Annotated in this window: 29 protein-coding genes; 3 read left to right on the top strand and 26 right to left on the bottom strand. The window is 66.4% G+C overall.

The window, feature by feature from the left end; translation table 11 throughout:
- Window position 1 precedes the first annotated feature (1 nt).
- From BVIR_RS08430 to BVIR_RS08325, 23 genes are all read right to left on the bottom strand, one after another.
- The gene (locus BVIR_RS08430; RefSeq protein ID WP_055037284.1) at window positions 2-340 is read right to left on the bottom strand and encodes a phage tail assembly chaperone; all 339 of its coding nucleotides are present in this window, start codon (window positions 338-340) and stop codon (window positions 2-4) included.
- Window positions 337-699, bottom strand: a complete 363-nt coding sequence (locus tag BVIR_RS16350; RefSeq protein WP_082416857.1) for a phage tail protein — start codon at window positions 697-699, stop codon at window positions 337-339. The genes BVIR_RS08430 and BVIR_RS16350 overlap by 4 nt, the downstream gene beginning before the upstream one ends.
- A gap of 3 nt (window positions 700-702) precedes the next feature.
- Window positions 703-2799, bottom strand: coding sequence for a tape measure protein (locus tag BVIR_RS08420; RefSeq protein WP_055037282.1), 2097 nt, complete (start codon window positions 2797-2799; stop codon window positions 703-705).
- 40 nt (window positions 2800-2839) lie between these two features.
- Window positions 2840-4453 carry a terminase large subunit gene (locus BVIR_RS08415; protein ID WP_055037281.1) on the bottom strand — a complete coding sequence of 538 codons (1614 nt, stop codon included), beginning with the start codon at window positions 4451-4453 and terminating at the stop codon, window positions 2840-2842.
- Window positions 4431-4811 (bottom strand): phage terminase small subunit P27 family, encoded by a 381-nt coding sequence (locus BVIR_RS08410; protein ID WP_055038772.1) that lies wholly within the window; start codon window positions 4809-4811, stop codon window positions 4431-4433. The genes BVIR_RS08415 and BVIR_RS08410 overlap by 23 nt, the downstream gene beginning before the upstream one ends.
- Window positions 4808-5125 carry a phage head closure protein gene (locus BVIR_RS08405; protein WP_055037280.1) on the bottom strand — a complete coding sequence of 106 codons (318 nt, stop codon included), beginning with the start codon at window positions 5123-5125 and terminating at the stop codon, window positions 4808-4810. Before BVIR_RS08405 ends, BVIR_RS08410 begins: the two co-directional genes overlap by 4 nt.
- Window positions 5125-5535 carry a DUF3168 domain-containing protein gene (locus BVIR_RS08400; RefSeq protein WP_055037279.1) on the bottom strand — a complete coding sequence of 137 codons (411 nt, stop codon included), beginning with the start codon at window positions 5533-5535 and terminating at the stop codon, window positions 5125-5127. Before BVIR_RS08400 ends, BVIR_RS08405 begins: the two co-directional genes overlap by 1 nt.
- Window positions 5532-5954, bottom strand: coding sequence for an HK97-gp10 family putative phage morphogenesis protein (locus BVIR_RS08395; RefSeq protein WP_055037278.1), 423 nt, complete (start codon window positions 5952-5954; stop codon window positions 5532-5534). The genes BVIR_RS08400 and BVIR_RS08395 overlap by 4 nt, the downstream gene beginning before the upstream one ends.
- Before the next feature lie 6 nt (window positions 5955-5960).
- Window positions 5961-6263 carry a head-tail connector protein gene (locus BVIR_RS08390; protein WP_055037277.1) on the bottom strand — a complete coding sequence of 101 codons (303 nt, stop codon included), beginning with the start codon at window positions 6261-6263 and terminating at the stop codon, window positions 5961-5963.
- A gap of 92 nt (window positions 6264-6355) precedes the next feature.
- Window positions 6356-6847 (bottom strand): phage tail tube protein, encoded by a 492-nt coding sequence (locus BVIR_RS08385; protein ID WP_055037276.1) that lies wholly within the window; start codon window positions 6845-6847, stop codon window positions 6356-6358.
- A 3-nt stretch (window positions 6848-6850) separates the two neighbouring features.
- Window positions 6851-7192, bottom strand: a complete 342-nt coding sequence (locus BVIR_RS16345; RefSeq protein ID WP_082416855.1) for an HNH endonuclease — start codon at window positions 7190-7192, stop codon at window positions 6851-6853.
- Window positions 7192-7578, bottom strand: coding sequence for a hypothetical protein (locus BVIR_RS08380; RefSeq protein ID WP_055037275.1), 387 nt, complete (start codon window positions 7576-7578; stop codon window positions 7192-7194). Before BVIR_RS08380 ends, BVIR_RS16345 begins: the two co-directional genes overlap by 1 nt.
- A 12-nt stretch (window positions 7579-7590) precedes the next feature.
- Window positions 7591-8823 (bottom strand): phage major capsid protein, encoded by a 1233-nt coding sequence (locus tag BVIR_RS08375; protein ID WP_055037274.1) that lies wholly within the window; start codon window positions 8821-8823, stop codon window positions 7591-7593.
- Window position 8824: 1 nt separating this feature from the next.
- Window positions 8825-9328 carry an HK97 family phage prohead protease gene (locus BVIR_RS08370; protein WP_055037273.1) on the bottom strand — a complete coding sequence of 168 codons (504 nt, stop codon included), beginning with the start codon at window positions 9326-9328 and terminating at the stop codon, window positions 8825-8827.
- Window positions 9328-9711 (bottom strand): hypothetical protein, encoded by a 384-nt coding sequence (locus BVIR_RS08365; protein WP_055037272.1) that lies wholly within the window; start codon window positions 9709-9711, stop codon window positions 9328-9330. The genes BVIR_RS08370 and BVIR_RS08365 overlap by 1 nt, the downstream gene beginning before the upstream one ends.
- The gene (locus BVIR_RS08360; RefSeq protein ID WP_055037271.1) at window positions 9708-10913 is read right to left on the bottom strand and encodes a phage portal protein; all 1206 of its coding nucleotides are present in this window, start codon (window positions 10911-10913) and stop codon (window positions 9708-9710) included. The genes BVIR_RS08365 and BVIR_RS08360 overlap by 4 nt, the downstream gene beginning before the upstream one ends.
- 313 nt (window positions 10914-11226) lie before the next feature.
- On the bottom strand, window positions 11227-11499 hold the full coding sequence (locus BVIR_RS08355; RefSeq protein ID WP_055037270.1) for a helix-turn-helix transcriptional regulator: 273 nt from the start codon (window positions 11497-11499) through the stop codon (window positions 11227-11229).
- Window positions 11500-12152: 653 nt separating this feature from the next.
- Complete coding sequence (locus BVIR_RS08350; RefSeq protein WP_055037269.1) at window positions 12153-12524, bottom strand: hypothetical protein; 372 nt, start codon at window positions 12522-12524, stop codon at window positions 12153-12155.
- Entirely contained in the window at window positions 12521-13159 is a 639-nt protein-coding gene (locus BVIR_RS08345) for a hypothetical protein (protein WP_145912026.1), read from the bottom strand. The genes BVIR_RS08350 and BVIR_RS08345 overlap by 4 nt, the downstream gene beginning before the upstream one ends.
- A gap of 296 nt (window positions 13160-13455) precedes the next feature.
- The gene (locus tag BVIR_RS08340; protein WP_055037267.1) at window positions 13456-14883 is read right to left on the bottom strand and encodes an FAD-binding oxidoreductase; all 1428 of its coding nucleotides are present in this window, start codon (window positions 14881-14883) and stop codon (window positions 13456-13458) included.
- Window positions 14884-15113: 230 nt separating this feature from the next.
- Complete coding sequence (locus tag BVIR_RS08335) at window positions 15114-16514, bottom strand: NAD(P)(+) transhydrogenase (Re/Si-specific) subunit beta (RefSeq protein WP_055037266.1); 1401 nt, start codon at window positions 16512-16514, stop codon at window positions 15114-15116.
- A gap of 10 nt (window positions 16515-16524) precedes the next feature.
- Entirely contained in the window at window positions 16525-16956 is a 432-nt protein-coding gene (locus tag BVIR_RS08330) for a proton-translocating transhydrogenase family protein (RefSeq protein ID WP_055037265.1), read from the bottom strand.
- A gap of 33 nt (window positions 16957-16989) precedes the next feature.
- Window positions 16990-18135, bottom strand: coding sequence for a Re/Si-specific NAD(P)(+) transhydrogenase subunit alpha (locus BVIR_RS08325; protein WP_055037264.1), 1146 nt, complete (start codon window positions 18133-18135; stop codon window positions 16990-16992).
- Window positions 18136-18432: 297 nt separating this feature from the next.
- On the opposite strand from BVIR_RS08325, the gene BVIR_RS08320 reads away from it, so the two are divergent.
- Complete coding sequence (locus BVIR_RS08320) at window positions 18433-20157, top strand: ArnT family glycosyltransferase (RefSeq protein ID WP_236823573.1); 1725 nt, start codon at window positions 18433-18435, stop codon at window positions 20155-20157.
- A gap of 154 nt (window positions 20158-20311) precedes the next feature.
- On the top strand, window positions 20312-20647 hold the full coding sequence (locus BVIR_RS17315; RefSeq protein ID WP_082416851.1) for a transposase: 336 nt from the start codon (window positions 20312-20314) through the stop codon (window positions 20645-20647).
- A gap of 95 nt (window positions 20648-20742) precedes the next feature.
- On the opposite strand, the gene BVIR_RS08315 is transcribed toward BVIR_RS17315, so the two are convergent.
- Together BVIR_RS08315 and BVIR_RS08310 are read right to left on the bottom strand one after the other, a co-directional pair.
- On the bottom strand, window positions 20743-23319 hold the full coding sequence (locus tag BVIR_RS08315) for a glycosyltransferase (RefSeq protein WP_145912104.1): 2577 nt from the start codon (window positions 23317-23319) through the stop codon (window positions 20743-20745).
- A gap of 238 nt (window positions 23320-23557) precedes the next feature.
- Window positions 23558-24010, bottom strand: a complete 453-nt coding sequence (locus BVIR_RS08310) for a hypothetical protein (RefSeq protein WP_055037262.1) — start codon at window positions 24008-24010, stop codon at window positions 23558-23560.
- Between the two features lie 179 nt (window positions 24011-24189).
- On the opposite strand from BVIR_RS08310, the gene BVIR_RS08305 reads away from it, so the two are divergent.
- Entirely contained in the window at window positions 24190-25800 is a 1611-nt protein-coding gene (locus BVIR_RS08305) for a glycoside hydrolase family 17 protein (protein WP_055037261.1), read from the top strand.
- Here the strand turns inward: BVIR_RS08305 and BVIR_RS08300 are convergent.
- Window positions 25766-26146: a hypothetical protein gene (locus BVIR_RS08300; RefSeq protein WP_055037260.1), complete on the bottom strand. Its 381-nt coding sequence runs from the start codon at window positions 26144-26146 to the stop codon at window positions 25766-25768. The genes BVIR_RS08305 and BVIR_RS08300 overlap by 35 nt on opposite strands.
- Window positions 26147-26169: the final 23 nt, after the last annotated feature.

The raw sequence follows: 26169 nt of genomic DNA, 5'->3' as shown, positions 1-26169 counted from the left end.
CTCAAAACAGAGCGTCGAAGATTGCCGGCGTCATCGGCTGGGATGACTGGCGACGTTTTTCGTCGGGAGTGCCGCCATCGTCGCGAACATGCTTGAGCCACGCATCATCGATGGCGCAGATCAGCGCGACATGGTGCGGCTGGAGCGGCAGGCGGTGCAGCCGGGCATAGGCTTCGATCTCGGCCATGCTGATCGGGTTCGGGCCGCTCATATGGTAGGAGCGCCGAGCGGCGAGGTCGAGGAACGCGCGCCAGACGATGACGCCGGCCTCGGGCACGGTCGGGCGCGCGCCGGTCACGGTGTCGATGAGCTGTTGTTCCAGGCGCTTGAGCGGGGTCATAGGTCGAACACTTCTCGGAAGATGGCGGTCATCTCACCGATGATGCCTAAGGCGACGTTGTGCGGCGAAACGGTCCACGTCCCGCACGTCCATTTGCGGGCCGCGGTGTCGCCCGGAGCCGTCCACCAAAACGGCGTGACGCCCTTTTTCGAGGTCAAGAATGCATCGATCGTTTGCGCCTGTCCGATCGTCATCGGTGGCCAGCGCACGTTGATCGAGGTTGCGACCGAGTTCAGCCCCGACGGCGCACGTTGCGAATACCCGTCGCCGAACGATGCTGTTGTCACGCGCGCTGTGCGCTCGCGAGGTGCCCCGTCGACAGCGGGCGCGACCGGTGGATTGAAGGTATCGAGTGCCATGGATCACCTCGTCAGGATGCCGCCGGGACGCATCTGCTTCGCGAGCGCCTGGTTCACCGCGGTCTCGACCGAGCGCTGGACCTGTTTCGCCATGCTCGCCTGATCGGCTTGGCTTGACGGAATCTGAGATTGGAAATTGATCGTCGGCGCCACGGTGATGACGGGCGCAGCGCTGGCCGCTTGGCCGCTGGCCACCGGCGCCGGCCCCACATAGCCGCCGGCCGCAAAGCCCTTCGCGGTGCGGTGCATCGCGTCCAGATTGCCGGCACCGATCGCCGACACCGCCCGCGCCGAGAACACATACTCGCCATTGCTGAGCCGGGCCGGGATACTGTCGCTGGTGCCCGTGCCCGGCCCGCGGATATAGCCGCCAGTAGCGTGGCCTGGCAGTCCAGTTACGTTGTATCCAGAAAAATCCGAACCGCCACCGAACAGCCCGCCAATCGCCTTGCCGACGCCCGAGAGAAGCCCCGAGCCCGAGCCGAACGGGCCGGAGCCGAACAGCGCGGCCTGCAAGGCCAGATCGGCAAACCGCTCCGCAAGGCGCGACAGGGTATCGTTCAAGCTGTCGCCGCCCTTGATCAGGGAGGAAAACAGTTCGGTGGTTGCCGACTCGAACTCGCGTTGGAACTCCGCTGCGCGCTGCGTCTTCTCCGTCATTTGGTGCGCGGCGTCTGCCGCCTGGGCGTAGGCGTCGGCGGCCCGGGCAATGGCGGCCCGCTGATCGTCGGTGATCGTCTTGCCGTCGGCGGTGGCGGCATTGAGAAGTTGCTGCGTGGCCTCATACCGCGCCGCCTCGGCCTCCGTCATACCGAACTGGCCGGCCTGAATCTGAAGTGCTTGGGTGTGCCGCTGGAGCGACGCGATTTCCTGCTCGAGCTCCGAGGCCCGGGCCTTCGATGACGAGGACTTCTCCTTGCCAGCCGCCGGGTACTGCGCGAGCGACACCTGCGACTTGCCCCCGGAGAAGCCGGTTCCGAGGACCGGCGCGGCGCCGGCGATCGTGCCGTTCACCGCCGAGGTGGTGGTGGTCCGGGTGACGCCGCCAGAGGGCGTCGGCGCGAACACGCCGGTGTCGGTGGCATACTGCGTCAGGAGGCCGGTAGGCGAATATTTGCCGATGAGGTTGAGCGCGTCGACCAACGGCTTGATTTTCTGATAGACCGCTTCGGCCCTGTCGCCGACCGATCCGATGCCGGCGGCGATCCGCTCCAGTCCCGACGAAACCGACGTCGAGGCGCCGGTGACCTTGTCGAACTCTCCGACCGCGACCGTGAAAGCGTTGGCAACGCGCGTCATGCCCTGCTCGACGCTCGGCAGCGCCTTGTCGGCCTTCTCCTGCAACGATCCAGCGCCAGCGAGGAACGCACGGAAGAACGCCTCGCTCGACACCTTGCCGTCGTTCACGAGTTGTCGCAGCGTGGCGACCGATCCGCCGGCCTCCTTGAGCCCCGCGGCCACCGCATCAAGGATCGGCCGGGCTCCCTCGTTGACGGAGTTGAACTCCTCGGCCCTCACCGTGCCGCCGCCGAGCGCTTGGGCGAGCTGTGTCAGGGCGCCGCTCGCCGCCGTCGCGTCGGTGCCGGCGACCTTGAGCGCCAGGCTCACGCCCTCGGTAAACCGCGTCAGATCGGCCGATGAAGCGTGAAGCTCGGTCTGCGACTGCGAGAGCCGGGCAAAGAGCGACACCAGCGGCTCGAGCGCACTGCCGTTCCGCTGCGCGATGGCGAATAGCTGGCCGAACGTGCCGTTGAGCTGTTCGCCCTCCAGGCCCGCGATGCGCAGCGCGTTCGCCATGCCTTGATATGCCGCCGCGGCCCTCGCGATCTTGTCGATGGTGATGGCGCCAGCCGCCGCCGCGGCCATGGCCTTCGCGACAGTGCCGATGCGATCCGACGTCGTCGCAACGGCTTGGTTGATGCGAGCGCTGGCGCGGTTCATGTCCGCTTCGATCTGCATCGTGGCGCTGCGAGAATTGCGCCGCACCGCGCCAAAGTTCGTCGCCGAGACGGCGGACGCCTTGCGCATGTTGCGCTCGAAGTCGGTCAACCGCGCTTCGAGCAGCACGACCAGCCGTTCCGTGTCGCCTTCACCCGCCATGTCTCAAGTCCTTGATTTCATTCGGTCCAAATCTGGACCATCACGCGAAAGCCCATTCCTCGAAGTCGTCGCCCGCGCCGTCGTAACTGGAGCGGTTGGTGTCGCCGGCCGCGCACCGCGCCACCGCCATCGCGCACGCCACCGCGCCGTCGATGCGATCCTTGCTCTTGCCCTTGTGAAAGGCGCGGTTGCCGGCCTTGTCGGTTTCAACGGCGATGTTGTCGAAGTGCCAGCGCAGGATCGGATTGCCGCCGTGCCGGAACCGGCCGCCGATGATGGCGCGCTCCAGCTCCTTGATGGCCGGCGCCATCGTCACCCAGCCCTGCCGCATCTCGACCGCGGGCAGACCGTCCTCGAGCAGGTTGTTCAAGGTGTTGCGGGCGAGGTGCGGGTCGAACGCGATCTCGCGGACGTTGAAGCGCGCGCACAGCTCGCGAATGTTGTCCTCGACCGCGCGGAAATCGACGACGTTGCCGGGCGTCGGGCAGATAAGCCCATCCTCCGCCCACGTCGGATAGGGCACGCCATCGCGGTCGGCGCGGCGCCGAAGGTTATCCTCCGGGCAGAAGAACCACGGCCACACCTGATAGCCGTCCTCGCCGTCACGCCAGCACGCCACCACGCACGTCAGATCGGAATTGCTCGACAGATCGACGCCGAGCCAGCACGGCGCCTGCGTCGCCTCCATGTCGCCGAGGTCTACCTCGCCGCGGCCCTGATCGTAGACGATCATATCGACGAACGGCGAGGCCGAATGATCGAGCCAGACGTCGAGATTGTACTGCAGGAAGCTGTCACGATCTGACGGTGAGTTGATCGCCTTCCGCGCCTTGTCGCGGTAGCTCTCAAGGTCGGGGTAGCCGTGGCGCATGCCGGGGTTGACGGCGTGCCACACCGCCTCGTCGCGCCAATCGTCTTCCTTCTCGGCGGCGAAGATCACCGGCAGCGTCGCCGGGTCGTCGATCTCGCCTTTCTGGACCTTGATCGCGTACTCAACGGTCTTCCACGCAAGGTTCTCCTGGCCGCGCCCTGACGTGGTGGCGACGATCAGCAGCGTTCCCGGCACCTTCACCATCGCGGAGTCGAGCGCTTCCCATTGGCGCTGACCGGCCCGGCCCTCCCAGGCGTGCAGCTCGTCGGCGATGACGACGTTCGGCGTCTTGCCGTGCTGCACCTTGCCGTCCGAGGCCACGGCGATATACCGGCTGCGATCCTTCGGAAACGCGATCGTCGAGGTGTACTCGCGGATGGTGAGATGCTTCGCCATACGCGGGTCGTGCTGGACGATCATCGCCGCTTCGTTGAACAGCTCCATCGCCTGCTCGTGCGCCGATGCCGCCGACACGGTTAGTCCACCCGGAAGGCGCTCCGGCCCCATCAGATGCAAGAGCGTGATGGCGGCGCACAGCGAGGTCTTGCGGTTGCCGCGCGGCAGCACCAGCGTCATGCGGCGCACGATGCGCGATCCGTCCGGATGCCGCGGCCCGTACAGCTTGCGGATGATGCGCTCCTGCCACGGATCGAGCTGGAACGGGTGACCGGGCGCCGGGTTCTTGGGATGCTTCAGCTTGCGCAGCCACTGCACAGCGCGCTCGCCATAGCCCAGCGGGTCCGGGATTTCCGAGCCGTCGTTAATCCAGGAGGGTATCAGCATCGTCGTCCTCCCGGATTGCTGGCCGCGAGCGGCTGACCGGCGTCAGGCCAAGCTCCGCCGCGCACAGCCGCGCCGTGGTCTGGGCGGCATTCATGATGCCGAAAGCCGGGTGTCTCTTGCCTTCGATCACGAGGCCTTCCTCGTTGAGGATGCGCTGCGCGTCCCGCATGGCGCCAATCGAGGTGCAGTAGGATTCGAGCGAGCCGAGGTCGGCGGTCGTCAGAATGCGGCGCTCGATCAGGATCGGCATCACCCGCCGCCATTCCTTCTTCGCCTCCGGCGACAACCAGGCCGGCGGCGCCGGAGCGCGCGTCACGGCGTCGTTGTTCACGACGAGGTGCGGCTTCACGCCTCTCACGTTCGGACCTCCTCGCAGCGGAGCTCCAGGCCCTTGCGCCGGCCGATCTCCTTCATCTCGCGGATGTTCAAGCTCTTGCCGGCGTAGACCACGCGGTGCTCGGTGGTCACGCCATCGAGCCACCGGACGCGGAAGATGATAGCGGTCTTGTCGGTCTCGCCGAACGCCGCCAGGAACTCGTCAGTGCTGGCCTGCACGATCTGCGCCCGCACCGTGGCGACGTCCGACCACTGCTCGATCGGGGTGCCGTAGTCGTCGACGCCAGAGGCGAAGGACTGAATCGTGATGGTCCTGTCCAGGTTGCCAGCGCGCATCACACCACCTCCGACACCAGCGCCTCGACCGTCACCACCGCGTGGCTGGTCTCGCCGTCCTGGTCCCGCAGGAACCGCATGTGCGACACCCGGCAGTCGCCACAATGGAAGCCGGCGTCGAGCGCCAGCCGACCGCTGTGCAAGGCGGTCCGCACCGCCCCGGCGATGGCCTTCACCCCGGCAAGGCTGGGCTCCTTCTTCCAGACGTGCAGGTCCAGAACCACGCGCTGCTGCAGCCGGGCGAGGTCGTCGCCCTCCAGCGTCTGCCCCTCGCCGAGGATGATGGACGGGTCCGGCGCCGGCCGGGCGTGGCGGTCGAGGATGGAGGCAGCGGGCACCAACCCGACGATTTCCGTCGAGTTGGTCAGCCGGGCCCTGATGGCCTTCTGCAAGGCGAGGTCGGCGCTCATGAGCCCTTGCCCCAATTCTTTCGGACAGCCCGACCCACGGCGCGCTTGATGGCCTGCTTCGCTTGCCCGCCGTGAAGCCTGACGGACGGCCAGAAGAACGGGTGCGCGTGCGCCTTGGCTGTGCCGTACTCGACCAGATGGCCATACCGAACATCGGTGTTGCCGACGGTGATGGCGGCGGCGTTCGCCGGCACCACCATCGAGCCGCCGGGCTGGCTGTAGGCCGGCGTCGACTCCCCGCCCGGCGTGACCGCGATCGAGTCCGCCAGCGCCCCGGTCTCCCGCGGCACCAGCGTCTTCATCGTGCGCGCCATGGCCTCGGCCTGCTTCTCGAGCGCCGGCTGCACCGCCTCCTTGACGTCCTGCGGGATCGCCGCAAGGCGCTGCTGGAGCCGGGAGAGTCCGCTGTCATCCGCCATGGCCCATCACCCGAACGTGTAGCGCCGGTGCTCGGCGAGGATGTCGGCCACACCGAACGGTAGCGGCTGCGTCGTGAGGCCCACCAGCGCCGTCTCCCGGTTCTCGAACCAGTGCGCCGCCAGCAGATACACCGCCTGCTCCAGGTCCGCCGGGGCGCCTTCCGGCAGCTCGTCGGTGTCATCGAGGGGGAAGCCGAGAACGCGCTCGACGTGCTTCGTTGCCGCCGCCAGAAGCCGCGCCAGCACCGCGTCGTCGGCATCGCCGGTGATGTTCGCGTGGGCTTTGAGGTCGTCCAGCGAAAGCGCCATGGGCTGAAAATCCTATTTCGACCAAATATCGCAGAGACTTCCCCCCGCCGGTCCCCGATATTCCCGGCAAGTTGTCCTATACCCCCCCGGCCTCAGCCTCCGCTGGCCGCCGCCGCGACGCGCACGATGTTGGAGTCGATCTCCAGCGTGACGTTGAGCTTCGCGATGTTGTTCGCCTCGTTGAGTTCTTCGCTGGCGCCCATCACGAGGGCGACGAAGTAGCGAATGCTCGGCGTGCCGCCAGCGGGCGCGTCGTTGAACTGAAGCTTGAAGGCGTAACTGTCCTCGGTCTTCTCCGCTGCGATCAATGCGAGCTGGCCGGGATCGTCGTAGCTGACGTCGCAGACGATGGTCGCGCTGCCGGCGTTGCGCGTGCCCTTCATCTTCCGCACGCGGGCGTCGCTGATCTGTGTCGAGGTGATCAGCTCTGCAGTGTCGCCGGTGGCGCCGAGGTTGGTGGTTCCGCCGATCTCCGTCCATGTGGTGCTGGTGAAGTCGGAGGCGGTGAAGTCGGTGCCGGTGAAGGCCTTGGCCGGGCCGATGAAGAGCTTGCTGCCGGCTGTCGCGAAGAGGCGCGCAGACATGGGTTACTTCCTTTCTCGGGCCTGCTTCCATCGGGAATGACAGGGCACGCAGAGGCTTTGAAAGTTGGTCGGGTCGAGGCGACGGTGTGGGGCCTGCCGAACCGGGATGATGTGGTCCACCAGGACAGCCCGTGTGCCGCAGCGCTGGCAGAAGGGATGAGCCGCGAGGTGCTTGGCCCGCGCCTCTTGCCATCCGGCGTCGTAGCCGCGAGCCCGAGCACCAGGCCGCTTGAGGTCGAACCGCGCCTTGCGCTCCCGGTCCTGCACGGCCGCGCGCGGACAGCGCTCACCAGATCGGTGAACGCCGCCGCAGAGGCCACAGACGCGGGGAGCGCGGACGGGCATCACGCCACCGGAGCAAGGGCCGGATGGCCGAGGATGGCGACGGCGCTCAACGCGATGCTGGTGCCGCTGGCCTTGGTGACCGACACGCGGATGTGCTTCTTCGAGCCGCGGTATCCGACGCGGTAGGCGGTGTTCTCCGCCAGCACCGTCGGCAACGTGCCGATCTGATCAGCGGCCGCAACGTCGGTGAAGTCGCCGGACGTCGTGGTGTCGCTTTCCTGCAGCTTGGCGGAGAACGCGCCAGCTCCGACGATGGCACCGGCGTTGATGACCACCAACGCGCTGTCGAAGCCCTTGAGCGCGACGGCCGAACCGTCACCCGATGCGGAGACGACGGCGGGGGCGAGCGCCTGCACCGCCTTGTGATCGTGGTACGTGTCCTTCATGGCGATGCCTCCTTAGCTCGCGGAGCACTTGAGGAACTTGATGGCGTTGAAGTCGCCGGCACCGCCGCCGACACGCTTGTAGACGTCGAAAATGATCCGGCCCTTCTGGGTGAGCTCGTCGCGATTGATGCGGATGCCATGGCGGTCGACGACCACATAGCCCTGCTTGTAGTCGCCGAACGCGATCGGCAGACTTCCGCTGCCGATGTCCGGCATGTTGTCGTCGATCTCGACGCTGTAGCCGAGCAACGGATGGTCGACGCCCTCGATCAGGTTGCCGGTCGGCGCCCACAGGAAACGATTGTTCTGGTCGACGATCTGTCGCAACCGGATCGCCGTGGCGCCGTTCATCAAGAAGCGGGCGTTGGCCTTGTAGGGGCGGCGAAGCGTCGACACCAACTTGATCAGCGCGGCGGCAAACTGGGCATCGGTCGGGGCGGTGGCACCGGCCGGCACGAACTGGAACTTGCCCCACGCGCGGGTGAAGTCCTTCGCGCTGTCGGTGTCATAGTCGAGCAGGCCGCGCGGCGTGTTGTTGGCGCCGGTGCCGGTCATGAACGCTTCGCCCTCGGTCTCGGCGAAGTCGTGCGTGGCGTTGTTCACCAGCCAGGACGCCACGTCGATCGCGGCATCGTCGAGCAGCGTTCGCGTGGTTGCCGGCGCGGCGTACATCTCTGCCACGCCAAAGCTGGCTTTGATCAGCTCGGGTCTGGCGGTGTCCTGCGGGCGGTCGTCACGCTCGACGACCCACTGCGCACCGCGCTTGCCGAGCGAATAAAATCGTTCGTATTTGTCGGTGGAGATGGTCACCACCTCGGCCAGCCCGCGCATCGGCGACAGGTCGGTGACGAGGGTGCGAATGCTGGTGTCGATCGTCGGCAGCACCATCCAGCCGCCATCGGTAGCGCTGTCGGTGGCCGCGGCCTTCACCTCGACGTCGGAGCCGGTGCGGAGAAAATGAGACAGCGCCTTGCGCTCGATCTCCTTGCGCTCATCGGCATTGCCGCTGCCGGCGCCGGGGCGGTTGGCCTTCTTCTCGAGGTCGGCGAGGCGCTCCTGAAGCGCCTTCAGTTCCTTGTCGTCGGCGGCCTTGGCGTCCTTCTCCTCGACCTTCTTCAACCGCTCGTCGACCGCCTTCTGAAGCTCTTCGAGCGACTTGGTGACGACGGCAAGCGGATCGTCCGCTTCGCCCTTCAGGGTGAGCGCCACGCTTCCGCGCAGCGCGTCCATGCTGGTTTGCAGCATCTCAGCTCCTTCCGATTTGCGCGGTTGCGCGGTTGATGGCGGCGGCGATGTTGAGCGCCAGCACCGCCGATTTTGCCGAGGTGACCTTCGCGCCGGGGTGCATCCCCAGGGTGACGAGGCTCACTTCGATCAGCTCAAGCGATTTGATGAGCCGGCCGCCGCCCTGGCGGGGCTCGGCCTTGCCGGTGATGAAGCCGATGGAGAGGCCCTTGATGGCGCCGGCCCGAACCAAGGCGCGCACCTCGCGGGCACGGGCGACCTCGTCGACCAGGAGGTGCCCCTTGACGTGCCAGGCGCCGCCCTTGTCCGTGGCGCTGTCCCACGTCCCGATTGGGTCGCCCATGTCGTGGAACGCGAGCATGGGCAACGGGAACGCGGCCTTGGCGAGCGCGCCAGGCGCGATCATGTCGCCGATGCGGTCGGGCTGATCGTACTTCCAGCCGATTCCGGAAATGGCGCCGGAGTCGTCGGAGAGCAGCTTGGTTTCGATGAACAGCCGTTCCATCACGCCACCCGATGTGCGCTGCGGTCAGCGGCGAAGGCGTCGATCTGCTGCTGCACCCATTGCACCTTCAGCAGCCGCAGCACGTTGGCGTGCGAGAACGGCACCGGCCGGCCGTCCTCAATGATGTCCCAGCGCAGGACGTGCCGGGCCAGACAGTTCAAGCGTGCGCGCTCGCGGTGCTCGGCCGACACCCGGCCGTCGCGGTCGGCCATTTCCGCCAGTTCATCGGCGAGCGCGAGGTGTGCCCGGTGCGACGTCTCCGAGTCCGGCCCGGCGATCGTCAACTTGATGCCGGTCGGCGTGCCCGACACCGGGTCGTGCAGCTCGAATTCACGGCCGCGATCTTGGTTGATCGCGTCGTTGGTGATGTCGTCGAGGGTCACTGCTGGTCCTCGTCCTGGTTGGCGTCGCGCGCCGGCGGCGTGGTGGTGCCGGGCTGCGATGAGCCCGTGTTCGGATTCGCGTAGGCTTCCCCGCCGTCGTACGGCTGGAGGTCGAGCCACCCGCGCGCGTCGTTCGGCGACAGCACGCGGCTGCTGATCAGGCTGTTGATGCTGGTCGCCAGCACCTGCAGGTCGACCTTGCTGAAATCGTCTCTCTCGAAGCGGACAGCGAAGCGCTTGCGGTCTTCGGGCAGGAACAGCGCCCGGCGCAGCGCACCCTCAAGGGCGAGCAGCCAGGGTTCGAGGCAGAGCATGAGGAACAGCTTCTGCATCTCGGCCGAGTTCGACCAGGTCGCGCGGCTCATCTCGCCGAGCAGCACCGCCGGGATGTTGAAGGCGCGGGCGATCTCTTGAAGCTGAAAAATTCTCAATTCTGTGAATTGCGCATCGACACTACTTAGAGCCGTCTGCGTCCACGTTGCGGAGTCCCACAGGATCGCAGTTCGCCCGGCATTGTCGGCCCCCTCATGCGCGGCGCGCCATCCCGCAAGCATCTTTGCGACGCCGGCATCGCCGATGCTCTTCGGCGTGCTGAGGATGCCGCCGGGCCGGGCCCCCTTGCCGAACAGCCGGGCGCAGTGCCGCTCCATGGCGACGGCGACGCCGATCGCCTCGCGCGCCAGCGACACCGGCGCCTTGTCGAATGTCGAGCGGAGGTGGATGACTTCCTGCGCCGGCGTCGGCACGCCGTTGATGCGGTAGCTCGGCCGGCCGGAACCGTCGGCGTCGAACTCTGCCGCGATGATCCCCGGCCTATAGCGCACGATCTCCACCGGCTCATCGCGCAGCCAGTTCACCCAGGCGAGCCCGCCGGCATCGCGCGTCAAGGCGTCAACCGTGATCTGCCTGATCAGCTCGAAGGCGCTGGTCCAGTCGTTGGCCGCGTCTCGGATCAGGGCGGCCGCGGGATGCTGCCGGACCACGGTTTCGGTGCCATCGGCGGCGATCTCGACAACGTGCCGCTCCAGGCTGGCGCAGGCTTCCGAGATTGTGCGCACCGCCGCCATGACGGCCGGCACCCGCAACGCCTGCTCTGTCGAGATGGTGATGCCGCTCGACGTCGCGGCGCCCCCGCCGATCAGGTCGAGCAACTGCTCGTCGGTGAGAGCTTTCTTCTCGGCACGGCCGCGGCGTTTTCCCATGCGCCGAAGATGCCACGCGCGCGTGCGATCCGGCGACTAGGCGGATGCTAGGAAAACGTTGGTAATCATGGGTTTCGGCGGAACGGCCGACGCGTTGAAGCCCCTCTATTCATGGCAGAAATTCCGCTACCTCCAAGGGAGGCTTGCAGAGGATCGCCGCGAGCCGCCGCGTTCCCGCAACGCTGCTGAAACGTTTCATGAGCGCGAGCACGAAACGTTTCATGCGTACACGAGCGCGGAGCTATGCCATTGGAATTGCATCACCATCGTCTCGCAGAACAGGGCGTAGAGAGCCTCTTAAGAGAGCCTCTTATCAGCCGATAAGAGGCTCGCGAGCGGTCGTTGAGTGCGCGACGTCGCGCGACGGCTTCGAGCGCAGCCACGCCTCAAGCTCGGCGCGGTGGGCAAAATAGGTGCCGGCGCCGGCCGGCCTGTAGATCGGCACCTCGGGGTGGAGCGCCAGCGCCCGCACCTTGTCCACCCCACAGCCCAGCGCCTTGGCGATCGCCGGCAAGCCCCACAGCTTGCTCGGCCGAGCCGTCATCTGATCGAAGGCGCCCGGCGTAATGGCTTCCGTATTCATCATCTCGCGTCGCTTAAGCCGACCATTAACCGGTCGAATTATAGTAGATCCGAGATAAAATTGCCATAACAATCATCGGCTTAGACGGTAACCGCGTTGAGGACATGGCGCGTTATGGCATAACGCTTTCGTAACGCCGCGTTATGCTGTGCGGTATTCTTCGTTACGGTGTTCGTTACGCTTTTCGTTACGAGCCGTTGCGCAGCGTCACCGTTCTTGCTGCGCTGCGCTCCGTGAACCTTGGTGAGAGGTGGTGAGGGCATAGCTTCGCCTGCGAGGGCGAAACCATGTCCGTGAACCTCGGAGCCGAGCGGAGCCGGACATAGGCGGATCGAGGCAACCTCAATCGAGGGAGGCCGGGGTCATGCTGTCGGCCTTTACACCCGCTTGTTGACGCGGAACCGCCGCGCTGCCGATCCACCAGCAACGCGGCTGTCTGAGGGGCGGCGCAAGCCGGAGCCCTCTCCTGGGCGACGAATCGCCCTTCAGTGCCGGTGCCCTCCGGCGGGTTCCACGCCGGTCATGTTCCCGGCGATCGGCTCTATGGGCGAGCTGGCTATGACGTCAGCCCGCGATCATCTGTTCGGGGGTCGGGCGGGGGTCGCCTGCGGCGTCCGGTGTCCGACGCGCGAGCCGACGATCGCGGGGTCGTGCGATCATTCGGCCGCGTAGAGGGGCGCATCCTCCTTGCTGTGGGTGAACAGGTTAGCCGCGAGTGGAGCGCCGCTGCGGCGGTTGTTGCGGTAGCGGCGCTGGCGCTCGGCGTTGGTGAGCGGCCGCGTCTCCGGCTCGGCCGGGGCGAGCGCCTGCACAAGGTCTTCGCGGCCCGCGGCCTTCAGCACTGCGGCGATGAAGGCGTCAATGTTGGTCTTGGTGATGAAGATGCAGGTGTCGTCTTCCTCATCCCAGGACCGTTCCTGCAAGATCACCAAGCCGCCCACGGTATTCTCGTAAACAGCGATGGCGCGCTGCTCCTGCAGCGCGACGTCAGGGCTGTGCAGCCAATCGAATTCGGGGGTGCTGGTCATTTGTCGGCCCTCCCGATCCGCTTCAGGATTTCGCGCCGCACGCTGGTGGGCTTCCGGTCCTTTTCGCGCGGCTCAAAGCCGATCCGGAATTCGCGGACGGTGAAGCCCTTGGCCTTCAGCGCGGCGATTTCGGCGTTGATGTCCTCGTGGCTCCACTCGTGCTTGAACTGCTTGCTGTTTTCTATCCGGACGATGTGCCACCAGCCATCAGGGTCGTAGTCGACTTTCTGGTGCCAGTACTCGTAATGGATTCTGACCGGGACCGGCCTGAACGGCCGATCGCCGACCCGGCGGCGCGCCAGCCGCTCAGCATTGTCGGCGCCGAGGAGCTTCGCGGCGATTCGCTGATCTTCCTCTGAGAGCCCTGGTGCCGCCGGCCGGGCACCGCCGAACAGCTTCGCGCGCATCCGGCGCTCAAGCTCGGCGTCGTCATCGCCGAGGCGGTCAACGACGGGCGTCGGGGAACTCACACCATTGTGTCGGCGGAGCAATTGCGATGCCGTTTCGCATCCGATATGGTTTAGCCCGCTTACAGCATCAACATCCCTATCGAGCTTCGCGCCGCAGAGGTCCCCAGCCTCGGCGGCGCTTTCGTTTGTGGGGTCGGGCGGCTTGACCGACCCCACCGATGCCATCGGGCTATGCGTTCTGACCGGCGAAGATTCCGCTTTAGATTCAAAGGCCGGTTTCTGGGGCGATTTGTCAGAAAGCGCTTTGTGGTAACAGTCTACGCACGCGCCTTCCAAGCTGATGACGAGGGTTCGATTCCCTTCACCCGCTCCAGTCTATTTGCGCTCCGTTGGGGTTTCGATCTTTCCTGGCCGAACGCCCGCGATAGCGGGCGGATCGGCGGCGCGGCCAATGCTGCGCCCTGCCTGGGTCTCGGCCGCTCTTCGTTTCCGCGATCACGCATGACCAGCCGGAAACCGCATCAGGCTTTGGGCACCCGCCACACCACGTTCTTGCCCCACAGCGCCTCGACCGCGACCTGGATGAAGCCGCGCACCCGGCGCGACTGGAACGCCGAGGTCGGCGTGTGCACCTTCGACCACACGTCGCGGAACGGCTCGGCGTTGTATTTCCGCCGCAGGCTGCCGTACCAGGCTTGGTCGTACTTCCGCCAGAACGCCGCTTGCTCGTAGAAAGTCTGGGCGTAGAGCATCTTGCGGTTCGGGGTGTCGAGGAAGAGGTTTTCAAGCGCGATGGTGTCGCCCACCGCATTGCCGCCCTCAGGCATGCCGTAGATGCCGACATTGAGCAGCATCTGCTCTTGCTCGCGATAATGCGACGACAGCTTCTGCGGGGTGGTCGTCGCCTTGATCGGGCACAGCCACACCGGGAATATTTTCGGACCGCGAACATCGAAGTCGATAATCTTCGATGCATCCGTCCAGTCCATATAGAAATCCTGGACGATGTATTCGTGCTGCACGTTCATGGCGTGCAGCCCGTCATAGAGCTTGCGGGTGCGCGAGATCGGGGCGAGGAAGAACCGCGTCACCGGGTTCGACTTGACGCCGAACAGCGGGAACAGGTGCTCGCCCATCCAGAACGCGCCCTTGTCGTAGCGGAACAGATAGTCGACCAGCGGCACGCTGATGGCGGTGACGCCGGTCTCGGCGGCACGGCGCATGAAGCGGTGGTACCAGGGGTCGATGTTGCGCCAGAACCGCCGCACCGGGGCGGTGGCGGTGTCCGACAGCGTGCCGGTGATCACCGCGCCGGCGGTTTCTGAGAACAGCAGCCCCTCGATGAAATCGGCCGTGCCGGCGCCGGTGTGCCGGCGAAGCGTCTCAAGGCAGGCCGCCGGCGAGGGGCAGGGCTCGATCGCCAGGGTCACGAAGCGGGCGGCGGCGGTCAGCCTCAGCCGGATGCGGGTGACCACGGCCAAGGTGCCGTGCGAGGTGGCGAGGCCGTAATAGAGGTCGGAATAGGCGTTGTCGGCGGTCGCGACGATCAGCGTGCCGTCGGTGAGCAGCAGCTCGTATTCCAGCACGGTGTCGTTGAGCTGGCCGTATCGGTAGGACGAGCTCTCCAGTGCGCCGCCCTGGACGGCGCCGCCGACGGTGATGCCGGGAAACTCGGGCACCACCAAGGGTATTAGGTTCGCCTTGAGCGTCGCCATCACTAGGGCGTCCATCGGCACGCCCGGCTCGACGTCGATGTAGTTTTCCGCAGCGTTGAGGCCGACGATGTCGTTCAGCGTGGTCAGGTCGAGTTCGACCGCGCCGTTGATCGCGCGCCGCGCCCGCGTGCTGTTGGTCGAGGTTCGCTTGAAGTGGACGGTCTTGTTGTCCTTCGCGCTCTCGGCGAGCTGCTTCTGGATGACCGCAACCTTGGTCTGATGAGACTTGTCCATATCAACGCACCCCATGCCGCGCGCGCACGTCCTGCCTGTCGACGTCGATCGGGGGAAACCGACGGCACCCATCGGCCCGAGGGCCGGCTGAGTGTTAGAGCATGGCAGGCCGAGGCGCCAGCACGGGTTGTCCCGTGGCGGCGACCGGCTATGCGGGAGAGGGCTTGCCGGTTGAAACGAAAGCGGCCGGGCGTTGGCCCGGCCGCGTCCGCATTCTTGTCGCGATGGCGTTAGTGGCCGAGCCCCTTGACGATCTGCTCGGTCACCTTCTTGGCGTCGCCGAACAGCATCATGGTGTTGTCGCGGAAGAACAGCTCGTTTTCGACGCCGGCATAGCCGGACGCCATCGAGCGCTTCACGAACAGCACGGTCTGGGCCTTCTCGACGTCGAGGATCGGCATGCCATAGATCGGCGAGGTCTTGTCGGTCTTGGCAGCCGGGTTGGTGACGTCGTTGGCGCCGATGACGTAGGCGACGTCCGCGGTCGAGAAGTCGTTGTTGATGTCCTCGAGCTCGAACACCTCGTCATAGGGCACGTTGGCCTCGGCCAGCAGCACGTTCATGTGGCCGGGCATACGACCGGCGACCGGGTGGATGGCGTACTTCACCTCCACGCCCTCCTTCTTGAGGAGGTCGGCCATTTCGCGCACGGCGTGCTGGGCCTGGGCGACGGCCATGCCGTAGCCCGGGACGATGATGACCTTCGACGCGTTCTTCATGACGAAGGCGGCGTCTTCGGCCGAGCCCTGCTTCACCGGGCGCTGCTCGCTCTTGCCGCTGGCCGTCGCCACCTCGCCGCCGAAGCCGCCGAGGATGACCGAGATGAAGCTGCGGTTCATGCCCTTGCACATGATGTAGGACAGGATCGCGCCCGACGAGCCGACCAGCGCGCCGGTGATGATCAGCGCGGTGTTGCCGAGCGTGAAGCCGATGCCGGCCGCCGCCCACCCCGAATAGGAGTTGAGCATCGACACCACCACCGGCATGTCGGCACCGCCGATCGGGATGATGATGGTCACGCCCAGGATGAACGACACCGCCACGATCAGCCAGAACACCAGAGTGCTTTCGCTGATGATGAAGATCAGGACCAGCAGCGCCAGCAGCGCGCCGAGCCCGATGTTGAGCGCATGGCGGTTCGGCAGCATGATCGGCGCGCCGCTCATGCGGCCGTCGAGCTTCAGGAACGCGATCACCGACCCGGTGAAGGTGACGGCGCCGATGGCGACGCCGAGCGCCATCTCAACCAGGCTGGCGGCGTGGATGTGCCCCGGAGCACCGATGCCGAAGGCGGTCGGCGAATAGAGCGCACCGGCGGCCACCAGCACCGCGGCCATGCCGACCAGCGAGTGGAACGCCGCCACCAGCTGCGGCATTGCCGTCATGGCGACGCGCTTGGCAATGGTGGCGCCGATGGCACCGCCGATCCCGACGCCGAGCACGGTGAGGAAGAAGCCCGAGAAGCCGGACGGCGGGCTCAGGATCAGCGTGGTCAGCACGGCGATGCCCATGCCGATCATGCCGAAGAGATTGCCCTGGCGCGAGGACGCCGGGCTCGACAGCCCGCGCAGCGACAGGATGAATAGAACGGCCGCAACCAGGTAGAGCAGGGCGGCGAAACTGGCACTCATGACCGGCCCCTCACTTCTTCTTCTGGTACATGCCCAGCATGCGCTGGGTCACCAGGAAGCCGCCGAAAATGTTGATGGAGGCGAACACCAGCGCCACGAACCCGAAGATCCGCGACCAGCCGGAGACGTCGTGGCTGGTGAGGTCGACGCCGACCGCCAGCAGCGCGCCGACCACGATCACCGACGAAATGGCGTTGGTGACCGACATCAGCGGGGTGTGCAGCGCCGGGGTGACCGACCACACCACGTAGTAGCCAACGAAGATCGCCAGCACGAAGATCGAGAGACGGAACACGAACGGATCGATGAACCCGCCGGAGGCGACGCCGATCGCGGCGCCGGCAGCGTCGGCATAGGCCTGCGCCGATTCTGCGGCTTGGCGAGCCGCTTCGGCCGCCTGTCGCAATTGCTCGGCGGCCTGGTCTGCATTTACTGTGGCCATGAGGTGGTTTTCCGCTTGCAAGAATGAAGGTCGTTATTCAGCCGCATGCTTGGGAGCGAACGAGGGATGGACGACGGCGCCGTCCTTGGTGAGGCAGGTCGCCTTCACCAGCTCGTCGTCCCACTTGACGGCGACCGACTTGGAATTCTTGTCGACCAGCGTCTCGACGAACGCGAAGAGGTTCTTGGCATAAAGGCTCGATGCCGTGGCGGCGAGACGCCCAGGCACGTTGTTGTGGCCGACGATCTTGACGCCGTTGTGGACGACGACCTCGCCCGGCTTGGCCAGTTCGCAGTTGCCGCCGCGCTCCACCGCGAGGTCGACCACCACCGAGCCCTGCTTCATGCTCTCCACCATCTCCTTGGACACCAGCTTGGGTGCCGGGCGACCGGGGATCAGCGCCGTGGTGACGACGATGTCCTGCTTGGCGATGTGGGAGGCGACGAGTTCAGCCTGCTTGGCCTGATACTCCTTCGACATCTCCTTGGCGTAGCCGCCGGCGGTCTCGGCCTGCTTGAACTCTTCGTCCTGGACGGCGACGAACTTGGCGCCAAGGCTTTCGACCTGCTCCTTCGCCGCCGGGCGGACGTCGGTGGCAGTCACCACCGCACCCAGGCGACGAGCGGTGGCGATGGCCTGGAGGCCGGCGACGCCGGCGCCCATCACGAACACCTTGGCGGCGGGCACGGTGCCGGCTGCGGTCATCATCATCGGTAGCGCGCGGCCATATTCGGCGGCACCGTCGATCACGGCGCGGTAGCCGGCGAGGTTGGCCTGGCTCGACAGCACGTCCATCACCTGCGCACGGGTGATGCGCGGCATCAGTTCCATGGCAAACGCGGTGACGCCGGCCTCGGCCATCGCCTTCAGCGCCGCGTCGTTGCCGTAGGGGTCCATGATCGCGATGACCAGCGCGCCCTTCTTATAGGTCGCGAGTTCCTCCGCGGTGGGGCGGCGCACCTTGAGCACGATGTCGGCGTCGGCGACCGCGTCCGTCGCGGCGGAGGCCAGCTTGGCGCCGGCTTCAGCGTATTCGTTGTCACGGATGCCGGAGGTGAGACCGGCACCCTGTTGGATCACAATGTCGGCGCCAAGGCCGATCAGCCGTTTGACCGTGTCAGGCGTCGCCGCGACCCGCGGCTCGGCCTCATCGGTCTCGACGGGAATGGCAATCTTCATCGTTTCGCCTCTCCAGAGAAACTGCCCTTAACCGCGGCGGGTCTGTCCGCCGGGGCTCCTTATACGGACTGTTTGGTACATTTCGCTAGCTCGTCCCGCCCCGCTTCTTTCGGCCTACGGGATTTTCCCAGGGAATGCTGCAGACGGCTTTTCTCTTGGCGACAAGCAGCCGATAAACGGCGACGGCAAGGCCGGCGACGCGGGCCCGCCGATTTGTGTTGTGGACAACCTCGCCGCCGGTGCAAACCGCGGCCCCGAGGCAGTTTGCGCATGAGCCGAGGTGAGGAGAGGGGCATCGTGACCATCGAGGGCGCCGAAGACGACCTGCCGTCGCCGCCGAGCCTAGGCGGCTGGCTGATGAACCTCGTCGATGCCGCCACGGCCAGCCATCGCCGCGCGATCGCGCTGCTGGTGGCGCTGGCTGTGCTGTGCTTCGCGCCTGGCTTCTTCAGCCTACCGCCGGTGGACCGCGACGAAGCCCGCTTCGCCCAGGCCACCAAGCAGATGCTGGAGGGGGGCGATTACGTCGATATCCGGTTCCAGACTGAGGCCCGCCATAAAAAGCCGGTCGGCATCTACTGGCTGCAGGCCGGCGTGGTGAGCGTGGCCGAGGCGGTCGGCATTCCGGAGGCGCGGACCCAAATCTGGCTCTACCGCATCCCCTCGCTGATCGGCGCCATCGGCGGCGTGCTGCTGACCTATTGGACCGCGCTCGCCTTCGTGTCGCGACGCTGGGCGGTGGTGGCTGCCGCGATGCTGGCGAGCTGCGTCCTGCTCGGCGTCGAGGCACGGCTAGCCAAGACCGACGCCATGCTGTTCCTGACGATCATGGCGGCGCAGGGGGCGCTGGCGCACGCCTTTTGCCGGCGGGTGGCCTGGAGCGGGCGCGAACGCTGGTTGATTCCGGCGACGTTCTGGACCGCGCTCGCCGCCGGCGTTCTGCTGAAGGGGCCGATCATCCTGATGGTGGTCGGGCTCACCGTGCTCGGCACCGGCCTCATCACCAAATCCTGGCGCTGGCTCGGCGCGCTGAGGCCGGCGTTCGGCCTGCCTTGGGCCCTGCTTTTGATCCTGCCGTGGTTCGTCGCCATTACGCTGAAGACCCAGGGCGCGTTCTTCGGCGAGGCGGTCGGCCACGACATGCTCGGCAAGATCGCCGCCGGCCAGGAGAAGCATTGGGGGCCGCCCGGCTTCTATCTGGTGGCGTTCTGGGTGACGTTCTGGCCGGCGGCGCCGATGGTGCTGTTCGCGGCGCCGGCGACGTGGCGCGATCGCTTCGATCCCAAGGTGATGTTCCTGCTGGCCTGGGTGGTGCCGGCATGGCTGATCTTCGAGATGGTGCCGACCAAGCTGCCGCACTACGTGCTGCCGCTGTTCCCGGCGCTGGCCATCCTGGCGGTGCGGGCGCTGGAGCGCGGCGCGGTCGAGCCGGCGGCGCGATGGTGGACCCGCGGCGCCGAGTGGTGGTGGGCCGCGATCGGCTTGCTGCTGCCGGCGCTGGCGCTAATCGGCCTGTTGCTGTTCCATCGCGGCGCCGGCTTCCTGGCGTGGCCGTTCATGTTCGCTGCCGGCTTCCTCGGCTTCAAGGCGGTGGAGACGCTGCGGGTGGAGGGACCGGAGCGCGGCTTCATGGTGTCGATCCTGGCGGCGGTCGCGGTCTATGTCGCGGTGCTGCAGGTGCTGATCCCGGCGACGCGGACCTACTTTCCCGCCGCGGCGCTGGTTGCGGCGGCCAACGGCGCCGGCTGTCCCGACCCGAAGATCGCGTCCGCTAGCTATCGCGAGCCGAGCCTGGTGTTCCTGGGCGGCACTGACGTCGAGTTGACCGACGCCAGCGGCGCGGCGCGGTTCCTGCGCGAAGGCGATTGCCGGGTAGCGTTCGTCGACCGCCGCCACGAGCGCGCGTTCGCGCTGGAGGCGGAGGCGCTCGGCCTGCGCTACCGCCTGCTGACGGTGGTGAAGGCGGCCAACTACAATGGCGGGCGGCGGCTGAACCTGGCGGTGTTCGTCAACACGCCGTAATACAATGGCCCCGGATGCTGACGCATGGGGTCGTCGAAACTCGCAGATTTTCGTCCTTGAAATCAATGATTTCACGAAAATCTGCAATCGGAGCCAACGGCCGGCTGCCGCCGCCGTTGGTATAGCGCGACGCCGATGAAATCCCCTTCGCCAACTGAAGTCGGCGCAGGCGCGCAGGAGGGATTCCTTCGGAGTCGCGGTATACAATCACTCGCGCGAGCTCACGGCCTATCTGGCCAGGCCGGGCTGCCGCCTGAAGCTGGTTTATCTGCCGTCCTACGCGCCCAACCTCAACCTGATCGAGCGGTTCTGGCACGTCATGAAGCGCAAGGTGCTGTTCAACAAGGCCTATGGCAAATTCGCCCTGTTCAAACAGGCCTTCGACGACTTCTTCCACAACCTGCAGACCTACGCCGCTGACCTCGCCAGCCTGATCACCGATCGCTTCCACCTCATCGGCAACCCAAACTCGGGGATTCCATCAGCGTAGGGGTATATCAGGCCGGAATTTCGTCGACCGGTCGCCAAACGAAAAACCCCGGCGGTGAGGCCGGGGTTTTGTCGGTTTGGTGCCCGCAGCCGCTCTCAGTCGGCGCTGACCTTCGGCGGAACGCCGACGTCCGCCGTCCGCCGCGGCAGCGCGGCGTGGATGCGCTCGACGAGGCGGCGCCACAGCGCGAAGTCGTTGAGCGGGGTCCGCTCCAGCGCTGCCATACCGGCGGCGGCGAGGAACGGCAGGCTCTGCACCACCAGCACCCACTTGAAGATGTTGATCTCGTTGACCTGGTGGTAATTGGTCATGTGCAGCACGGCGGCGCCGAGCAGCAGGAGGCCGGCGATCACCGTCTCCCAGAACGCGGCGAAATCGCTGCCCTTCTTGGCCTTGCCGCCGCCCTTGGCGGTGACGTTGAAGGGCAGGTTGTCTTTCACCACGCCGTCGGCAACCGCCTTGGCGACGGTGAACTGCATGCCCATCGCCGCAATGGCCGCGCCGATCGAGCGCACCGGGCCGATGCCGACGCGCTGGCGGTACAGCCACATGAAGTGGACGAGGTAGATCACGAAGGTGGCGACGATCGGCAATGTGAGGATGCGCTCCGGCACGGCGATGCCGCCGAACGCCACCACCGGCACCCACAGGATGTTGAGGATGGCCATCAGCACGCCGACGCTCTCGGCGCCGAGCCAGTTGAACCAGCCCATCAGGAACTCGCGACGCTGATCGCCGGTGAGGCGGGTGGCCTCAGGCTGCCACATCTGCCGCCAGTGCTTCTTGACGATCTGCACGCCGCCATAGGCCCAGCGGTGTCGCTGCTTGCGGAACGCCTCATAGGTGTCGGGCAGCATGCCCCAGCCGTAGCGGCGCGAGGTGTAGTGGACCGACCAGCCCTGCTCGAGCAGGCAGAGGCCGAGGTCGGTGTCCTCGCAGATGGTGTCGCTCGACCAGTCGCCGCCGGCCTTGAGCGCGGTGCGCCGGATCAGCACCATGGTGCCGTGGACAACGATGGCGTCGTGCTCGTTGCGCTGCACCATGCCGATGTCGAAGAAGCCGGCATATTCGGCGTTCATCATCTCGTGCATGACGGAGCGCTTGCCGTCGCGGTGGTCCTGCGGCGCCTGGACGATGCCGACACGCGGGTCCTCGAACGCCGGGACCAAATCCTTCAGCCAGTCGGGGTGGACGACGTAGTCGGCGTCGATCACGCCGATCACCTCGGCCTCCGGGTCGGTGTGGGCAAGGGCGATGCGCAGCGCGCCGGCCTTGAAGCCCTGCACCTTCGGCTCGTTGAGGAACTTGAAACGCTCGCCCAGCAACTTGCAGTGCGCCTCGATCGGCTGCCAGCAGGCCGGATCGGGGGTGTTGTTGATGATCACCACGCACTCGAAGTTCGGGTAGTCGAGGCGGGCGACCGCATCGAGCGTCGCCTTCAACATCTCCGGCTGCTCGCGATAGGCCGGGATGTGGATCGACACCTTCGGCGCGCGGACCGGATCGTGAGCCGGCTTGGCAAGCAGGCGGCGCGGCGCCCGGCCGAACACGATGGCGGCCAGTTCGTCGATGCGCGCCATCGCCACGAACACCAGCGGGATCAGCAGGATGAAGCCGAGCGCCATCGAGAACATCGCGCCGGTGACGAAATAATGGGTGACCCAGTAGTCGAACACCACCGCGAGCCAGGCGCCCACCGCATTGGCGGCGGCGACGCGCATCGCGACGTGGCCGAAGGTCGGCCGCACCATCTTCAGCGCGGTCAGCGACAGCAGGGCGCCGATCACCAGGGCAATGATGGTGTTGGTATTGGCGCGGGTGTTGGTGATGTCGCCAGCGAGGTTGAACTTAAGATTGCGGTCGCCGTCGAACAGGCCCCAATAGCAACCGACCGAACCTTCGTTGGTCTTCCAGGGCTGATCGAACGCCTCGACGATGTTGTAGTCGATGCCGTAGGCCTCGGCGCGGGCGACGAAGTCGCGAATCACCTGCGCCTGGATCATCGGGCCGGGCTGGGCGCGGTGCAGGTTATAGCCGCCGGACGGCCAGCCGAACTCGGCGATGACGATGCGCTTGCCCGGATAGGCGGCGCGCAACTTGTTATAGATGATGATCGCCTGGTCGACCGCCGAGGTTTCGGGGTGGCCTTCCCAGTAGGGCAGGATGTGGACGGCGATAAAGTCGACCGCCGAGACCAGCTCGGGGTGCTCCAGCCAGATGTTCCAGATTTCACCGGTGGTAACCGGGATGCCGCTGGTCTCGCGCTTGACGCGCTGGATCTTCTTGATCAGTTCGTCGACCGTCTGTTCGGCACGAAGAATGGTTTCGTTGCCGACGACGATGGCGTTGATGTTGCTGTTCTTGCGGGCGAGGTCGACGACGGCGCGCAACTCGCGTTCGTTGCGGTCGTCGCTCTTGTCCACCCACGCGCCCATCGACACCTTGATGCCGTGCTCGGCGGCGACCGAGGGCACGTACTCAAGGCCGCCGGTCGAGGAATAGGTGCGGATCGCGCGGGTGTAGGGCGCGACCACCTTCATATCGGAGCGGATCTGGGCTTCGTTGGTGACGCCGCCGCTTTCCGGGTCCGACTTCGGGTCGTAGGGCGCGAACGACAGGCTCGGGAACTTGTTGATGGCGGCCGGCGCCGACATCGTTTCCTGCGCCCACATCCATAGGGCGCCATGCACAGTCGCCACCATCGCCATCACGGCGAGGACAAGGGCGAAGGTCGATTTCGAAAACCGGCGGCGGTTCTCGTTGTCCGCGAGGCCTTTGTATTCCGCCTTCACGCTGCTTGGCAGCATCGAACTCCCCGATCCATCCCATCCGGACAAGACGATTCTCTCCGGGGTTCATGTAGGAATTAAGCAAGTCCTGCGCCACTTGGCGCAGGTCGATCGCGCCGATTTATTGCGCCGCCTGCGGCGCCACCGGCGCCTCTGGCTGCAGCCAGCAAGCATGGACACGCTGCGGCAGGCTCTCCGGCGACTTCTGGTCGATGTTGCCCTGACGAACCACACAGCGGAACGTCAAACGCAAATGATCGGACGGGCAAGAGAACCGGTCGTAAATGTCCATGTGACGCCGGGCAGTGTCGACGTCGTCGCGAAACAGTAGGCTTGCAATTCGGCGGCCCAGCCAGACGCATTCGGCCTTGCCGGCTGCACCCGGAAGCTTGGTCGCCTCGATAAACTCTTCAACCGCTCGCTTGTTCGCCTCCGCAACCGGATCGCCCGCTTGCTGCGGCTGGCCGTTGTTGCCCTGCGGCGGAGCCGACTGCGCGGCAGCGGGAGACGGCGCACTAAGACAGAGGACGCCGACCGAAAGGACGGCGAACAGAACGCTCTTGGCGGTGTACATCGCGGGAAAATCTTGTCGAGGGGGGACCGGCGGTCCCTGTAAGCTACTCTCTAACACCATTCGATTATGACAGGATGACGGCGATGTGAACTGGGAATGCGGGTTCTCCGAATTTTTTCGTCAGCTTGGCAGTGACGGCCGGAGCCGCTATGTCGGCCGCTCCTCGGATGGGGATCGCCATGCTTCGCGCTGCTCTCGCTTTCGGCCTCGCCGCCATCGTTGTCGCCCTGTCGTGGGTCTGGCTGGGAACGCCGGTCAACATGCCGCCGTCGCCGCTCGCGGCCGGCGAAAAGCTCTACTGCGTCTCCTACGCGCCGTTCCGCGGCACCCAGACCCCGCTCGACCGTACGCTGCTGATTCCACGCGAGCAGATCGAGCAGGACCTCGCCCGCCTCGCCAAGGTTACCGATTGCGTGCGCACCTACGCCACCGAACTCGGCCTGGCGGCGGTGCCGGAGGTCGCGGCCAAGCTCGGGCTGAAGGTGTTGCAGGGCCTGTGGCTCGGCAGCGATCCGGTGCGCAACGCCGCCGAGATCGAAACGGTGGTGAAGCTCGCCAACGAGCACCGCGATACCATTCGCGGCGTGGTGGTCGGCAACGAGGTCCTGCTGCGCGGCGAGATGTCGGACGTCGACCTCGCCGCCACCATCAGGACCGTTAAAGCCCAGGTGCCGGTGCCGGTGACCTATGCCGACGTTTGGGAGTTCTGGCTGCGCTATCGTGGCCTCGCGAGCGCGGTCGACTTCATCACCATCCACATCCTGCCGTACTGGGAGGACGTCCCGGTGTCGGTCGACGACGCCGGCCGCCATATCAACGAGATCGAATCGAAGGTCGCAGCGACCTTCCCCGGCCGGGAGATCCTGATCGGCGAGGCGGGCTGGCCCAGCGCCGGGCGCATGCGCGAGGGCGCGCTGCCCTCGCCCGCCAACCAGGCCCGCCTCATCCACGACTTGCTGGCGCTGGCCAAGCGCGACGGTTACCGGGTCAACGTCATCGAGGCGTTCGACCAGCCCTGGAAGCGCCAGCTCGAAGGCACTGTCGGCGGCCATTGGGGCCTGTTCGACGCCACCAGCCGCGAGGCCAAATTCGCGCTGGGCGAGCCGGTCTCCAACCGCCCGTTCTGGCTGTGGCAGGCGATCGCCGGCGTCGTGCTGGTGCTCTGGGTCGGCGGCATCGCCCACCTCGTCGCCCATCGCCACGGCAAAGTGGTCAAGGTCGGCTGGCCGGCCTGGGCGGGATTGAGCCTGATCGCGGTTTCGGCCGGCGTGTTCGTGCCGATGGCGATGGAAGCGGCGATGCTGGAGAGCCTCGGCTGGGACGGCTGGCTGCGCAACGGTGCGCTGGTGCTGGCCGCTGCGCTCGCCGCGCCGGTGGCGGCGGCGGTGCTGGTCGAGCACCGCCCGCTGGAAGGATTCGGCGTGGTGCTCGATCCGGCCCAGCGCATGGTGACCGACCCCTGGATCAAGGCGCCGGCGCTGCTGCTGATCGTGGTGACGGTGCTCGCCATCCAAGGCGTGCTCGGGCTGGTGTTCGACCCGCGCTACAAGGATTTCCCGTTCGCGGCGCTCACCGCGGCGGTGGTGCCGCTCGCGGTGCTGGCGTTCTACGGCCCGCGTGGGCCGCAACTGGCCGGCAGGGCCGAATTCGCCGCCGCCGCCGTTCTTGCCTTTGCCGCGGTCTACCTGCCGCTCAACGAGACCATCGCCAACTGGCAGGCGCTGTGGACCGCCGGCCTATGGCTGCTGCTCGCCGTCACGCTTTGGCGGGTGCGGGGCGTGCGAAGCTGATGATCAGAAGCGCCCAGGCAAGGCCGGACAGCGCGTTGTTGTAGAGCACGACGCCGATGCCGCCGGCCACCAGGGCGAGGCCGAACACCAGGACGTGGGGCCGCAGCACCTGCAGCACTGCTGCCGCCAGCGCGAGCACGCCGAACACGTTGTAGGTGAACAGCTGGATGACGATTTTGCGCATCAGGCACAGCGTGGTCGGCAGCCCGGCCTCGCACGCCAGCCCGACCGCCGAGGTCTCGATCACCAGGTAGCGCACGTACATTGCCCAGCCGACGGCAAGGAAGCCGGCGGCGATGAGCAGCGAAGTGGCGCGCGGCGACGGCAGAAACGGCAGGCGGGTCACGGCAGCTCTCCTTGTTCGCAAGG

It is taken from the genome of Blastochloris viridis, from assembly GCF_001402875.1.
Classification (GTDB): Bacteria; Pseudomonadota; Alphaproteobacteria; order Rhizobiales; family Xanthobacteraceae; genus Blastochloris; species Blastochloris viridis.
Note: the sequence above shows the minus strand (reverse complement) of the source record. Positions and strands in the feature narration are given on the sequence as shown.

What these genes read in the sequence shown, in the direction of transcription:
- BVIR_RS08310 (WP_055037262.1), bottom strand. Translation starts at nt 24,010, where the DNA reads ATGTACACCGCCAAGAGCGTTCTGTTCGCCGTCCTTTCGGTCGGCGTC.
- BVIR_RS08340 (WP_055037267.1), bottom strand. Translation starts at nt 14,883, where the DNA reads ATGGACAAGTCTCATCAGACCAAGGTTGCGGTCATCCAGAAGCAGCTC.
- BVIR_RS16350 (WP_082416857.1), bottom strand. Translation starts at nt 699, where the DNA reads ATGGCACTCGATACCTTCAATCCACCGGTCGCGCCCGCTGTCGACGGG.
- BVIR_RS08315 (WP_145912104.1), bottom strand. Translation starts at nt 23,319, where the DNA reads ATGTGGGCGCAGGAAACGATGTCGGCGCCGGCCGCCATCAACAAGTTC.
- BVIR_RS08335 (WP_055037266.1), bottom strand. Translation starts at nt 16,514, where the DNA reads ATGAGTGCCAGTTTCGCCGCCCTGCTCTACCTGGTTGCGGCCGTTCTA.
- BVIR_RS08395 (WP_055037278.1), bottom strand. Translation starts at nt 5,954, where the DNA reads ATGGCGGATGACAGCGGACTCTCCCGGCTCCAGCAGCGCCTTGCGGCG.
- BVIR_RS08360 (WP_055037271.1), bottom strand. Translation starts at nt 10,913, where the DNA reads ATGGGAAAACGCCGCGGCCGTGCCGAGAAGAAAGCTCTCACCGACGAG.
- BVIR_RS08355 (WP_055037270.1), bottom strand. Translation starts at nt 11,499, where the DNA reads ATGATGAATACGGAAGCCATTACGCCGGGCGCCTTCGATCAGATGACG.
- BVIR_RS08375 (WP_055037274.1), bottom strand. Translation starts at nt 8,823, where the DNA reads ATGCTGCAAACCAGCATGGACGCGCTGCGCGGAAGCGTGGCGCTCACC.
- BVIR_RS08400 (WP_055037279.1), bottom strand. Translation starts at nt 5,535, where the DNA reads ATGAGCGCCGACCTCGCCTTGCAGAAGGCCATCAGGGCCCGGCTGACC.
- BVIR_RS08420 (WP_055037282.1), bottom strand. Translation starts at nt 2,799, where the DNA reads ATGGCGGGTGAAGGCGACACGGAACGGCTGGTCGTGCTGCTCGAAGCG.
- BVIR_RS08350 (WP_055037269.1), bottom strand. Translation starts at nt 12,524, where the DNA reads ATGACCAGCACCCCCGAATTCGATTGGCTGCACAGCCCTGACGTCGCG.
- BVIR_RS08325 (WP_055037264.1), bottom strand. Translation starts at nt 18,135, where the DNA reads ATGAAGATTGCCATTCCCGTCGAGACCGATGAGGCCGAGCCGCGGGTC.
- BVIR_RS08345 (WP_145912026.1), bottom strand. Translation starts at nt 13,159, where the DNA reads ATGGCATCGGTGGGGTCGGTCAAGCCGCCCGACCCCACAAACGAAAGC.
- BVIR_RS08415 (WP_055037281.1), bottom strand. Translation starts at nt 4,453, where the DNA reads ATGCTGATACCCTCCTGGATTAACGACGGCTCGGAAATCCCGGACCCG.
- BVIR_RS08385 (WP_055037276.1), bottom strand. Translation starts at nt 6,847, where the DNA reads ATGTCTGCGCGCCTCTTCGCGACAGCCGGCAGCAAGCTCTTCATCGGC.
- BVIR_RS08370 (WP_055037273.1), bottom strand. Translation starts at nt 9,328, where the DNA reads ATGGAACGGCTGTTCATCGAAACCAAGCTGCTCTCCGACGACTCCGGC.
- BVIR_RS08330 (WP_055037265.1), bottom strand. Translation starts at nt 16,956, where the DNA reads ATGGCCACAGTAAATGCAGACCAGGCCGCCGAGCAATTGCGACAGGCG.
- BVIR_RS08380 (WP_055037275.1), bottom strand. Translation starts at nt 7,578, where the DNA reads ATGAAGGACACGTACCACGATCACAAGGCGGTGCAGGCGCTCGCCCCC.
- BVIR_RS08430 (WP_055037284.1), bottom strand. Translation starts at nt 340, where the DNA reads ATGACCCCGCTCAAGCGCCTGGAACAACAGCTCATCGACACCGTGACC.
- BVIR_RS08405 (WP_055037280.1), bottom strand. Translation starts at nt 5,125, where the DNA reads ATGCGCGCTGGCAACCTGGACAGGACCATCACGATTCAGTCCTTCGCC.
- BVIR_RS08390 (WP_055037277.1), bottom strand. Translation starts at nt 6,263, where the DNA reads ATGGCGCTTTCGCTGGACGACCTCAAAGCCCACGCGAACATCACCGGC.
- BVIR_RS08305 (WP_055037261.1), top strand. Translation starts at nt 24,190, where the DNA reads ATGCTTCGCGCTGCTCTCGCTTTCGGCCTCGCCGCCATCGTTGTCGCC.
- BVIR_RS16345 (WP_082416855.1), bottom strand. Translation starts at nt 7,192, where the DNA reads ATGCCCGTCCGCGCTCCCCGCGTCTGTGGCCTCTGCGGCGGCGTTCAC.